The sequence below is a fragment of the Paenibacillus sp. FSL H8-0261 genome, assembly GCF_045040645.1.
Lineage (GTDB): Bacteria > Bacillota > Bacilli > Paenibacillales > Paenibacillaceae > Paenibacillus_AQ.
The window spans coordinates 4228418-4240607 of record NZ_CP150297.1; the positions used below are offsets into that span (position 1 = coordinate 4228418).

The following is a 12190-nucleotide window of genomic DNA, read 5'->3' on the forward strand; positions in this document are numbered from 1 at the left end:
GCAATGTAACGGATGCAGGTTCCGGCGCAGCCTACAACCCAAAAGGTTTCGATGCGCAGCTCTGAGACCATATTCCCAAGGTTTTTCTTTACTCCTTTTCAGCGACCGGAGCTCTCTGTAGAAAGAATTGCCGTGGTACTCTTTCTCTTCTTTGCCTTTAAATATTCAAGTTACTGGAAATGATACTTAATTTTCTGTTTATTGTCAATGTGAAACATCAAGCTCACTGTAACTTTTTCAATTAATTTTCGTCTTTTATATAAATAAGTTACAAGGAGGAAGTCCTTCAATGAAAAAAGTAAACTTGCTTATACTCTCTGTTCTTTTACTAGCAGGGGTATGGGGTTGTTCCGATAATAAGGTTAATTCTGTTCCCAAAAGTGAACCCTATACTTCCGAAAAAGCCATCAGTAGAGGGGATATTGTTTCTTTTGAAAAAGTGTACAACCTCGATAAATTTGAGCAATTTATAACTAATCTCTCCAGCAAAAAAGCAGACAATATACGAGTTACAAGTTACACAGATGAGGGCGATCCCATATTTAAGGATTTGAAGTTTGATGGCAATGTAATTAGTTATAGCTACGATACCTCTAATGATGCATTCGGTGGAAGCAACACAGGAGTCAGAACCGATACCTGCTCCGAAGTGACGAGTAAAAAAAACACACAAGGTGAAATAATCTATTCGATCAGCGGTTGCACAAATAATGACTCTGAAATCGATTACTACCTTTTCCGCACAAAAAAAGCCACCCAATCGTAATACGATAGGATGGCTTTTCTAATATCTATTTCATGATTTTGCAAATATCATTAGTGAATTGAACAGGATCACTAACCTGTAGACCTTCGATCAACAGTGCTTGGTTGTACAGCAGGTTCGTGTATAAACCGAGCTTCTCTTTATCGTTCTCAGCTGCTGCTTTCAAAGACTGGAAGACTTCGTGATGGATGTTGATTTCGAGTACCTTATCCGCTTGAACCTCTTGCCCATTCGGCATCGATTTCAGGATTTTTTCCATCTCGATTGTCAGTTCACCTTCAGCAGAGAGGCATACCGGATGAGTCTTCAAACGTTTGGAAGCTTTAACATTCTTCACTTTGCCGGACAAGATGTCCTTCATCGCTTCAAAAAGCTCCTTGTTTTCGTTCTCTTCCGCTTCCGTTGGCTTGTCCGCTTCGTCTGCTTCGATACCCAGATCACCACTGGATACGGATTTAAATTCTTTTTCTTTATAAGACATGATCATCTTGATCGCAAATTCATCAATATCATCAGTGAAGTAGAGAATTTCATACCCTTTATCCGATACAAGCTCGGTTTGTGGGAGCTTTTCGATTCTGTCGATCGACTCTCCGGATGCATAGTAGATGTACTTCTGATCTTCTGGCATTCTTGATACATATTCGTCCAGTGTTACCAGCTTCTTCTCCTTGGAGGAGTAGAACATCAGCAAATCTTGAAGTGTATCTTTGTGCATTCCATAATCGTTATACACACCAAACTTAAGCTGTCTGCCAAAAGCGTTATAGAACTGCTCGTATTTCTCTCTTTCATCCTTCAGCAAGCTTTGCAGTTGACTCTTCACTTTATTCTTAATGTTCTTAGCGATCAGAGTCAGCTGACGGTCATGCTGGAGCATTTCTCTGGAGATGTTCAGCGAAAGATCCTCTGAATCTACCATACCTTTTACAAAGCTAAAATAGTCAGGCAGCAGATCCGCACATTTGTTCATGATCAATACACCATTGGAATAGAGCTCAAGACCTTTTTCATATTCCTTTGTGTAATAATCAAATGGTGTATTTTCTGGGATAAACAAGATCGCATTATACACTACAGCACCATCTGCACTGATATGAATATGTTTAAGCGGCTTATCGAAGCCGTAACGTTTCTCTGCATAGAAGTTATCGTAATCTTCTGTAGTCAGCTCGTTTTTGTTCTTCCGCCAGATTGGCACCATACTGTTCACGGTTTGTTCTTGAACAACTTCCTCGAACTCGTTCTCTGTGCCTTCTTTTGGCTTCTGCTCCTTCACGTCCATTTTAATTGGGAAACGAATGAAGTCAGAATATTTTTTAATGATGGATTTCAGGCGATACTCTTCCAAATATTCATCGTATTGATCTTCTTCGGTATTCTCTTTAATCTTCAAAATCACTTCAGTACCTACAGAATCCTTCTCGACAGGCTCGATAGTATAGCCATCAGCGCCCTTAGACTCCCATTTAAAGGCCTCGTCGCTACCAAGCGCCTTACTGATCACAATTACGTCATCTGCTACCATAAACGCAGCATAGAAGCCAACACCGAACTGTCCGATGATATTGTGACCATCTTTGGCTTCGTTCTCTTTCTTAAATGCAAGAGATCCGCTCTTCGCGATTGTTCCTAAGTTATTCTCTAGCTCTTCTTGTGTCATCCCGATACCTGTATCGGAGATCGTCAAAGTTCTGTTCGCCTTATCGGCAGTCACTTTAATATAATAATCTTCTTTATTGAAGACCAGGCTTTCATCAGCTAATGCTTTGTAATAGATCTTATCAATTGCATCACTTGCATTGGAAATCAACTCGCGCAGAAAAATTTCCCGTTGTGTATAAATGGAGTTAATCATCATTTCCAGCAATCTTTTCGATTCGGCTTTAAACTCTTTTTTGGCCATGAATAAGTAAATCTCCTTTCAAAATAACATCTTGTCCAACATTTCGTGATTAGCACTCTTGTTAGATGAGTGCTAATTCTTCTTTTTATATAACATAAACTGATTTTGAATGTCAATATTTACAGCGACTTTCTTTAAAGAATGCTATCTTTTGTATACAAATTTAAGATTTTATTGATCATTAATGATTCACTTGCGCGTAGGCTGATTCTATGTTTTAAATAGACTAGATGCATAAATTCCAAATAAATGGTTATCATTATCAGACCTAGGAGGAATTCGAATGAATAAACAAACGCAGTCCATTGTAAATTCTTCAGCAACAAGTCCCATTAAGAATTTGATTGGCAGTGTATTTATCCCCGCACACGATATTGAAAAAGCCCGCAGCTGGTATTGCCAAGTCCTAGGACTCCATGAAGCAAATCATCCGATTATGAACGGTCATTTATGCCCGTTAACTATGCAAGGAAGCACTGGGATCATTCTGGACACCATGCCCATGTGGGGAGGTTTAGAGCCTGAAGGGGCTCCTCCAATTACAACACCTGCTCTTATGCTTATAACCGATGATTTGCAAGCCTCTTTCAACTATATGAAGGAGCTCGGTGTAGAGATAGTAACCGAAATTCAAGATCAACAATGGTTTGTGGTGAAAGACCCTGATGGGAATAAACTAATGATTTGCAAGTAACATTTGCGTTAGAAATTGCAATGGCTGAGACTTCCACTTCTTAGGATGCATCAAAAGCTGCAGATCAAAATGAATTTCTTGATGTGCGAATGGCAGCTCAGCCAAGTTCCCCCGCTCAATTTCTTCCTCTGCAACAATTTTAGGTAATAATGCAATCCCTAACCCATTCATAACACATCGTTTGATCGCTTCTAGATTCGAAAGCTCAAAACCAATGCGGAATATAATCCCGTGCTCTTTTAACAAATTCTCGAACAGACTCCGGTAAATACAGCTCTCTTCAGAAACAATTAATTCGCAGTTATTTAGATCCTGTAACGTTACTGTATCCATCTGGGCAAGGGGATGGTTAATGGGAGCTATCAACACGAGCGGTTCATCTCTTATGATCGTACGATCAAGTAAAGAATCCGTAGTGGTACGATCCAGCATCAAACCGATGTCTACTTCCCCATCTTTTATTTTGGCCAAGAGGTTAGCTTCCTGCATCGTTTGTAGATGGATATCAAGTTTCGGAAATTTCGTCCTCAACTGCTGTAAGTAGGGTGGCAAGTAGAAAGCAGCTAATGAATCAATCGTTCCAATCGTTAGCGTACCTCCAATTTGCTGGGCGATGGTTTCTTTAGAACGATCATACAGATCCAAAATCTCCACAAATAGCTTCAACAACTCTTCTCCAGGCGGGGTAAGTCGCAGCTGTCGACCATGCCTTTCTATTAATGGCACTCCGTATTCCTTCTCTATTTTCTGTATTTGCATCGTAACGCTCGACTGCGCGTAACCCAGCTCTTCAGCAGCCCGTGTAAAGCTCTGGCGTTTAGCTACCTCGCGGAATGTTCGTAAATAGGTTAAATCCATAACCTCACCCTAACATCAAAATTTTTGATGATACACATCATTTATTATAGCTAACGACGATGCAACATTCCATGGTAAAGTGTATGTAGAGGAATTAAAATATTTTGGAGGCCGATAATTTATGCTTACAGAACAACAGATTTATGGAATTTATGTCCCCGTGGTCACCCCGTTCAATGCTGCTGGTGAAGTCGATCTGGATTCGTATCAGCGTTATGTAAAGAACATTATTAACAACAGCATACAAGGTCTGGTCGTTAATGGAACCACCGGTGAATCGCCAACTGTAACCGTAAATGAAATGCAGCTTCTAGTAAACACTTCTCGTGAGCTTTTACAATCTACATCTATCCCCTTAGTAGTCGGTACAGGAACCAATGACACAGCTTCTACGGTAGCACGCACAGAGATCGCAGCTAACCTTGGTGCAGATTGCGCACTAGTAGTCGTCCCTTATTATAGTCGTCCATCGCAAGAGGGCATCATTGCCCATTTCCGCAAAGCAGCAGAAGTAGGTATTCCGATCATGGCTTATGACATTCCAAGTCGTACTGGTACTGCTATGACTCTAGATACTGCACGCACAATCCTAGAAATGAATAATGTTGTCGGATTAAAAGACTGCTCAGGTAGCACCAAAATGGTTACTGAGCTAGTTCGTACAGGTAGCAAACCTGTGCTTGGCGGCGACGATTCACTCTTTTATGAAATGCTTAGCTCCGGGGCAGCTGGCGGTATGCTTGCTACTGCGAACGTTTATCCAGCAGAATGTATCCGTATATACGAAGCCTTCAAATCGGGTCAATTCGACTTGGCAAAAGAAAACTTTGAACAACTACTGCCGATCATCCGTCTCTTGTTCAAGGAATCGAACCCCGCTCCAATCAAATGGATGCTTAGCCAGAATGGCCTAATCAATTCGGATACGCTTCGCCTCCCAATGACTTCCATCAGCACAGCGCTTCAGCAAGAGCTTAGTTCTTATGTTCAGGACAATGCAATTGAAGCGACTGCATAAGAGAAAATATAACAGCCGTTATACAGTGAGGAACTGTTTAGCGGCTATTTTTTTGTAAATTTAAATTCTCTGTAACTAATGTTCTGATATTATCTATTCTTACCCCTCTTCATCATAAGTTCACTAATACGCCCTTCAGAGACATCTCCTGCCATATTTCCAAATGCGATGGCTAGATAATCAGGATAGTTTTTCCTGCCCAACATCTCACTTAAATCTTCTTGTTCGGTGAAAATAAAGTATTAGACTGGAGTTGTTGATTTAACGGGGGTTTTGAATTGGAGATTACTCAGTTTTTAAAAAATTAGTTTTAGACTGATTCATTAAAAGAAGCAGCGGCAGAACAAGACTTGATAAATAAAGTCTTAGACTGACGCTGTTATAGAACTAACGTTCCCCGTTAGTTTAATATTCTCCCTTACTTATACCTGCTTAATATTTCTTCTGGAATATGACAATAATCATTTGGACATTTAGCTAATCTATCTTGATGTTCTTCTGCACTTCTCACATAGTTTATGAGAGGTAATACTTCAACAACTATAAGGTCATAATCATTTCTCTCACTAAGAAACGCCTTCGCCTCTTTTAAGTGTTCAGGCTTTTCACTATATACTCCTGTTCTGTATTTCTCGCCAACGTCCTGTCCTTGTTTATTCAAACTGTATGGATCAATGATTTCAAATAAATACCCCATTAATTCACTGATCGTTACAACTGTCGGATCAAATTCTGTTTTTACAGATTCGGCGTACCCATCATAATCACCCTCAAGTGTATGACTTGTTCCATTAGCTCTTCCTGCTTCTGTAAACTTAACTCCAGGTAAAGTTTTTATAAAAGCTTGCACTCCCCATAAACATCCACCTGCAAAATATACTACTTCCATATTGACTCTCCTCTTCATTTAAAAAACCAAAAAATTCATTCCAACTAAATAGGAAGAAGAAACTGTAGTTACTAAGTCTACTACACATTAAAATAATGACAAATTTTCTTATTCCACATTATGTACCGATTGTTGAACACAAATTAAAGAACACTGTTCAACTAACCTGCCTGTTAGCTTAATAAAAAGAGCAGGATACTGAAGCACCTGCTTATCAATGTGATGGATTATTCAACTATCGTGTCCCGTTAGCTTAATGACAAACTATCGTTACTTAATCTTTCGCATTGCACCTAGAACAATATTGTATCCGTCAGGATCAAGGATATGGGCATTCTTAAATTCCCAATCGCCGTGTGCCCCCGTAAACGGTTCTATTCCGATATTGCCACCATTCACACGCACTTCTTCGACAAATTGGTCTAGTTCCTCCCAACCGATGTGTAGGAAAGTATCCCAGCCGTAGTCAGGACCTATCCATTCTGTAGGATAATTCGGGCGCTTTGCAGAGACGACATTTGGTTTTACATCCTCGCTTGAAACAGCTTGCTGAAGTATGAAGGACACTTCATCGCGTTCCGCATGTCCCCAATCATCCACAGAACATCCGAGGCAATCACGGTAATAGGACTGCGATTTCTGCAGGTCGGAAACTAGACGAACCTGAATCAGTTTTCCCAGTATTATTCTGGACTTTTCTTTCTTTTCGATTACTTCATCATTCACACAAATCCCTCCATTTTTTTGGTAGAATTATATAAAATCTTTCGGCATCATTTCGATATATCCTTCACGAGAAGTAAAAACAATTATGTTTACGTTAAACTGCCCGTTAGCGTAACGAAAGGCTGTCTAGCGACAGCCCCTCTCAGTGTTGAACTATAGTGTCCCGTTAGCGGAATATAATTTTGCCTTCCTTCATGACAAATTTAACCCTTCGAAGATTATCTATATTAACTAAGAGGCTCTTTCCCGCAATTATAAATAAGAAGGGCATCATAGAATTGGACTGCTTGTGTATAAAAATTAAAAATCTTATTTTTTTGAGATCGAATCCTTTTTTATCCATATGTGGTAAAATATAAACCGAAAGTGTAAGCGGTTTAACTTTGAGGGAGGAGGAGTTCATTGTTTGTCAAAGCAATCCCCTATTGTCATTCCAAAAACTAAAAAGGAAGTGTAGCGATGATTACACGAAGCAAAATTATGGCTTTAAGTCTCTGCTTTTGTATGCTACTCGCTTTATTACCTACATCAGGCTTCGCTGAGGCAGAGGTTGAGGAAGAAACTGTGGCTGCTGCTGTACCGAATCCGTGGAAGCAAAAAAATATCGGTTCGCCAGCAATAACGGGCAGCGCTTCTTACGATCCGGCTGCTGACCAATTTTCTGTAAGCGGCGCGGGTACGGACATTTGGGGCAAATCAGATCAGTTCAATTATATGTATCAGCCCTGGACGGGAGACGGCGCCATTATTGCCCTTGTCTCTTCTCAGACCAATTCACACGATTTCGCGAAAGCGGGTATCATGATAAGGGAAACGCTGAATGCTGATTCCAAGCATGTCGATTTACTATTGACGCCTTCCAACGGGTTCACCTTCCAGTACCGGACTGAAACGGGCGGAACTTCCCAAAGCGTTAAAATTGCTTCGACGAGCCCGGCCTGGGTAAAGCTAGAACGCAAAGGCAACGTCATCAAAGGATATGTATCCAACAACGGTTTGAACTGGGGCGATTTGGGCAATTTGACTCTAAACATGAATGCTTCGTTGTATGTAGGATTGGCTGTCACCAGCCATAATGTATCCAGCTTAAGCACGGCCACCTTTGACAAGGTGAAAGTAAACGCCACCGGAGATGTATTCCCGCCTACCGAACCGACAAACTTGCAAGCAAACAGTGTAACGGATACAACAGCTAAAATATCCTGGACCGCATCGCTGGATGATGTTGGCGTGAAGGACTATGACTTGTACAAAGACAATGTATTGACGCAAGCGAATGTAACGGCTACTACCTACAACTTTACCGGCTTAACGCCGGATACCACATATAATTTCACTGTCAAGGCCAAAGATGCGGCAGGGAATATTTCCAATGCCAGCAGTCCTCTAACACTGAAAACGACAACCCAAACCGATACGCAGGCCCCAACTGCCCCGACAGCACTCATAAGCTCAAGCCAAACATCTTCGTCAGTCAATTTGAACTGGACGGCATCGACAGATAACGTAAGCGTCTATGAGTACGACATTTATAGAAATGACACATTAGCCGGTAGCACGACTGCGACATCCTTCAATGTAACAGGGCTTACGGCAAATACCACGTACAACTTTACCGTAAAAGCAAGAGATTTAGCAGGAAACATATCCGCGGCAAGTAATACGTTGTCAGTCAAAACCAACCCTGCCTCTTCAGATCCTTATACACCAGAGGTTGTCGCAAACAACCTGGAAACACCATGGGCTATCGATTTTGCACCGGATGGACGGATCTTCTTCACGGAACGCAACAGCGGAAGAGTTCGTGTCGTTGTGAACGGGAATTTGAAATCAACGCCAGTCATTACTCTGGGCTCGCCTTTTTATTACATGCCCAAGAGCGAAGGCGGCTTATTGGGACTAGCGCTCGATCCTAATTTTTCCACCAATCATTACATCTATATCTATCATTCCTACAAAACCTCAGACAATAAAGTAGCCAATAGGGTCGTTCGCCTTAAAGAAAATAACAACATCGCTACAGTAGACAAGGTTCTTATCACTAATCTTCCTGGTGCGGTCTATCACAATGGCGGCCGTTTAAAAATAGGCCCAGACAACAAATTGTATTTCGGTGACGGCAACTACGGAAACAAAGACGATACGCTGACTTATCTCGGAGGAAAAATGTTCCGTCTGAATTTGGACGGCACCATTCCAAGCGACAATCCGTTTGGTGACTCTCCGATTTATAGCCGGGGACACCGCAATCCTCAAGGATTAGCATGGCAGCCTGGAACGAACCGTCTTTTTGTATCAGAGCATGGTGAATCCTCTAAGGACGAAATTAATTTCATTCAACCCGGTAACAATTACGGTTGGCCTAAATATGAGGGCGGGAATCAGAATCAACCAGGCATTACGCCTCCGCTTATTTATGCCAATGGCACAACCTGGGCACCCTCTGGCATAGCTTTTGTAACCCAAGGGCCGTGGGCAGGAAATCTTCTTGTTACCAATTTAAAAGGTAAACAGATCATTCGCATGGTAATTGGAGAACAAAACGGCAAGCCGACGATTAAAAGTAGTGAGCTTAATTATTTGTTTTTGAATAAATATGGCCGCATCCGCGACATTGTCGAAGCGCCAGACGGTTCGCTTTATTTCGTCACCAGTAATAATGGCGATAAAAACGGTGACGGCACTCCGGATAAACTTGTTCGATTGGCACCTAATTTCTAGCAAATATGAATAGATGAAAAAAGCTATGCAGCCAGTGCGTGCCGATGCTCAATCGGCGCGCTCTGTTTGTGTTTAGCCTGTCGTTCTTCCTCACTTCTGTTAATCAAAGTTGAAGAAGAACGAGGTTAAACTTGAAATGTATAAGGTGACGAGGATGTAAGTAAACCTTCTACTCCATCTGAATGATATGGCATTAATTCATTAGCTCTTTGTATGTCTATCCATTTTATTTCTGAAATTTCATCTTTATCTTGAATTGAAATTTCTCCATCTATGCTTTAAAGGTTATGAATAAAACGTGATGCCCCTTTTCCTAAAAAAATCGCTTCATTAGCAGCTACAATTTTCTAACTTCAATTGTTAAACTGTTTCTTCTTTAGTCTCACGAATAACTGCCTGTTCTAAAGTTTCCCCTTGTTCAACTGCGCCACCAGGAAGTGACCAACTCCCCCCCCCCTAGTTATTAACCATCAGGATTTCTTCATCTTCCTTATAAATAAAAGCATAAGCTACATCTACTCTGAGCATTTCTTACTATCACTTCTAAGTTTTAAGGTTCAATTAATTAAATCATAACAGAATTTTATTCAACTAAACTGCCCGTTAGCTTAATGAAGCGTCCGCTAGTCTAATACTACAACTTTATTTTCTCAGGACATCAATATATATAATAATTGGACCAAGCCTTTCATCGTCTTTAGTTTTTAAGGTAACTGCAACCAATTATTTTTTTATCCAATTAGCATTTCGTTCATCCTCAATTCCAAACAGTACAACAGATGCTTGCCCCACTGGATTTAACTCTATTTTTCGCACTTCTTCTGTAAGGCTATTCCAAGCTATTTAACTTATTGATGACATTCTGAAGTCCCTATTTTGTTGACTTCTTGAAATAGAAAATTTCAAAGTACTACTCCTAGTTTTGAGAGAACCCGATCCATTTCATCAAAATGTTCTTTGTCGCTTGAAGCATAAATCAAATCAAAACTATCGTCATTATTCATCACCGTTATTATGCTGTCATCGTAATTCCCATAAAATTCGATGCCAATCCAATGCCGAAAGGAAATACCTTTGTTTTTAAAATTTTCACGAATAAAATCCAAATCGGTTTGTTCAATGGAATAGAACGATTCACAGCCGTATTCAAGAGCGAATACGGTTTGCAAATAGGCCATCGCCTGAAAAAAATCGGTCAATGTTTCAAATTCCATTTTCCATACCTTTTCATCGTAACTCATATAGACAGGGGGATTGGACCTGGATAAATCGTTCCTATGGATTCCCCAGACACAGGCACGCTGATTCTCGCAATAAAAAATTAAATATTCGCTATGCTTGAAGTATTGGAATTGCTCGGGCTTGATCAAACTATCTTGCGTATGGTTCAGCCGCTCGTCTTTACCGAGTTCCAAATAATAATCTATAAACACCTGGGGCAATTCACCAAAATTATTTTTAATGGTTTGTATCTCGTCATGACTAAACCCGTTTCGTTTCGTAATATGAAACAGCTTTTTAATCATTGTAAAATCAGTCATCCGCATCACACCTTATCCTTGTATAATTTGCTATCGATTGACTTAAGAATATTCCAAGTCAGTCTCCTTAACCATCAAGGGGGCATGTTATATATTTTACCATATCTTTACTCCACTAATCTGCCCGTTAGTTGAACAAAGGGCTACCTCTCGGCAGCCCTCATTATTGAACTCTAGTTCCTCGTTAGCTTAACGACACGATAACATAAAAATCCCAATATATGGTACAATGTTGTTGGAAGTTTGAAAGTCATCAATCTAGCATTAAAAGGGGGCTGCTGAGAGTTGAGTAAAGAATTCAATTCCAAAACTCTCATAAATTTTACTTGCTACATTTACAGTAAGTAACAAGCCAATAGCCAAAAAAACAATTGATTCAAGCAATATAACAACATCTTTTTTTAAGCCTTAAATTACGTCCAATATTGCTCTTCAATCTTCAGATCCTTATGTCTCTTATCTACGTACTCATTCTCACTAATTATTTCTATTTCATTAGAATCAAAAAAACTAAGCAATCTCAATCCTTCATTTAACAATTCATCTTTATATTGTCGGGAAAACTCTGACCTTTTAACTGGGTCTGCAAGTTGATCATCGTAATCAAATACAATATATTTAAGGGCTATCATCCTAAAAAAGGAATATCCATTACAATACTCCCTGTAAATGTGTGAACAAGAACTAATGAATTCCTCCTCAATATAAACAAATCGATTTAATAGATCTCTGATCTTAAACTCTTCAACTGACCTATAATTAAGAATTTTTGTAAGTTGCCCTTCTAATTCATCCATCACAAATTTAGAATTATAATTTAGATTAATCAATCTAAAATAGACATCTTTACCTAATGATTCTTCAAGTATCTCTTCTTTGTCATAAAGCCACTGTTCAAATTCCTTTGTTGAAAGTTTATTCCTCAAGACTGAGTGAAACCATTCTATAATTTCTTCATTGATCGGATCCATGATTTCAATCCTTTCCTTGCACCGCGGTTTCATATAACGCCTTATATACAAACTTCGTGAATTTTCTTATGTATGAAGTATTCGTCGAAATGCTTACGCT

The 12190-nt window shown here is 39.9% G+C and carries 10 protein-coding genes, 1 pseudogene and 1 other annotated feature (1 of these 12 only partly in view); of the genes and pseudogenes, 4 read left to right on the forward strand and 7 right to left on the reverse strand.

Annotation, left to right across the window (positions count from 1 at the left end; all coding sequences use genetic code 11):
• Positions 1-161: a binding site (T-box leader), on the reverse strand (it extends 101 nt beyond the left edge of the window).
• 128 nt (positions 162-289) lie between these two features.
• Positions 290-766, forward strand: a complete 477-nt coding sequence (locus MHI27_RS18730) for a DUF4362 domain-containing protein (RefSeq protein ID WP_076286273.1) — start codon at positions 290-292, stop codon at positions 764-766.
• A gap of 25 nt (positions 767-791) precedes the next feature.
• On the opposite strand, the gene htpG is transcribed toward MHI27_RS18730, so the two are convergent.
• Positions 792-2672: a molecular chaperone HtpG gene (gene htpG / locus MHI27_RS18735; RefSeq protein WP_076286274.1), complete on the reverse strand. Its 1881-nt coding sequence runs from the start codon at positions 2670-2672 to the stop codon at positions 792-794.
• A gap of 283 nt (positions 2673-2955) precedes the next feature.
• Between htpG and MHI27_RS18740 the strand changes: the two genes are divergently transcribed.
• A complete protein-coding gene (locus MHI27_RS18740; RefSeq protein WP_405174455.1) occupies positions 2956-3366 on the forward strand; it encodes a VOC family protein in 411 nt (136 codons plus the stop codon).
• Here MHI27_RS18740 and MHI27_RS18745 read toward each other — a convergent pair.
• The gene (locus tag MHI27_RS18745; protein WP_042189369.1) at positions 3349-4224 is read right to left on the reverse strand and encodes a LysR family transcriptional regulator; all 876 of its coding nucleotides are present in this window, start codon (positions 4222-4224) and stop codon (positions 3349-3351) included. The two genes, MHI27_RS18740 and MHI27_RS18745, sit on opposite strands and share 18 nt — an antisense overlap.
• Positions 4225-4345: 121 nt before the next feature.
• On the opposite strand from MHI27_RS18745, the gene dapA reads away from it, so the two are divergent.
• Positions 4346-5242: a 4-hydroxy-tetrahydrodipicolinate synthase gene (dapA, locus tag MHI27_RS18750; RefSeq protein WP_076286276.1), complete on the forward strand. Its 897-nt coding sequence runs from the start codon at positions 4346-4348 to the stop codon at positions 5240-5242.
• A gap of 418 nt (positions 5243-5660) precedes the next feature.
• Here dapA and MHI27_RS18755 read toward each other — a convergent pair whose 3' ends face one another.
• Together MHI27_RS18755 and MHI27_RS18760 are read right to left on the reverse strand one after the other, a co-directional pair.
• Complete coding sequence (locus MHI27_RS18755) at positions 5661-6131, reverse strand: peptide-methionine (S)-S-oxide reductase (RefSeq protein WP_405174456.1); 471 nt, start codon at positions 6129-6131, stop codon at positions 5661-5663.
• Between the two features lie 270 nt (positions 6132-6401).
• The gene (locus tag MHI27_RS18760; protein WP_076286277.1) at positions 6402-6857 is read right to left on the reverse strand and encodes a VOC family protein; all 456 of its coding nucleotides are present in this window, start codon (positions 6855-6857) and stop codon (positions 6402-6404) included.
• 459 nt (positions 6858-7316) lie between these two features.
• Between MHI27_RS18760 and MHI27_RS18765 the strand changes: the two genes are divergently transcribed.
• Entirely contained in the window at positions 7317-9578 is a 2262-nt protein-coding gene (locus MHI27_RS18765; protein WP_076286279.1) for a PQQ-dependent sugar dehydrogenase, read from the forward strand.
• A gap of 125 nt (positions 9579-9703) precedes the next feature.
• Here the strand turns inward: MHI27_RS18765 and MHI27_RS18770 are convergent.
• The 3 genes and pseudogenes from MHI27_RS18770 to MHI27_RS18780 all read right to left on the reverse strand — a co-directional run bounded on the left by MHI27_RS18770 (position 9704) and on the right by MHI27_RS18780 (position 12090).
• Positions 9704-10106, reverse strand: a pseudogene (locus MHI27_RS18770) (NUDIX hydrolase).
• A 374-nt stretch (positions 10107-10480) separates the two neighbouring features.
• Complete coding sequence (locus MHI27_RS18775) at positions 10481-11119, reverse strand: hypothetical protein (RefSeq protein ID WP_076286280.1); 639 nt, start codon at positions 11117-11119, stop codon at positions 10481-10483.
• A 413-nt stretch (positions 11120-11532) separates the two neighbouring features.
• Positions 11533-12090, reverse strand: a complete 558-nt coding sequence (locus tag MHI27_RS18780) for a hypothetical protein (RefSeq protein WP_405174457.1) — start codon at positions 12088-12090, stop codon at positions 11533-11535.
• Positions 12091-12190 lie beyond the last annotated feature (100 nt).

Excerpts from the sequence above, each read along its gene's own strand:
- MHI27_RS18730 (WP_076286273.1), top strand. The coding sequence starts at position 290 with ATGAAAAAAGTAAACTTGCTTATACTCTCTGTTCTTTTACTAGCAGGG.
- MHI27_RS18765 (WP_076286279.1), top strand. The coding sequence starts at position 7,317 with ATGATTACACGAAGCAAAATTATGGCTTTAAGTCTCTGCTTTTGTATG.
- MHI27_RS18755 (WP_405174456.1), bottom strand. The coding sequence starts at position 6,131 with ATGGAAGTAGTATATTTTGCAGGTGGATGTTTATGGGGAGTGCAAGCT.
- MHI27_RS18775 (WP_076286280.1), bottom strand. The coding sequence starts at position 11,119 with ATGACTGATTTTACAATGATTAAAAAGCTGTTTCATATTACGAAACGA.
- MHI27_RS18780 (WP_405174457.1), bottom strand. The coding sequence starts at position 12,090 with ATGGATCCGATCAATGAAGAAATTATAGAATGGTTTCACTCAGTCTTG.
- htpG (WP_076286274.1), bottom strand. The coding sequence starts at position 2,672 with ATGGCCAAAAAAGAGTTTAAAGCCGAATCGAAAAGATTGCTGGAAATG.
- MHI27_RS18740 (WP_405174455.1), top strand. The coding sequence starts at position 2,956 with ATGAATAAACAAACGCAGTCCATTGTAAATTCTTCAGCAACAAGTCCC.
- dapA (WP_076286276.1), top strand. The coding sequence starts at position 4,346 with ATGCTTACAGAACAACAGATTTATGGAATTTATGTCCCCGTGGTCACC.
- MHI27_RS18745 (WP_042189369.1), bottom strand. The coding sequence starts at position 4,224 with ATGGATTTAACCTATTTACGAACATTCCGCGAGGTAGCTAAACGCCAG.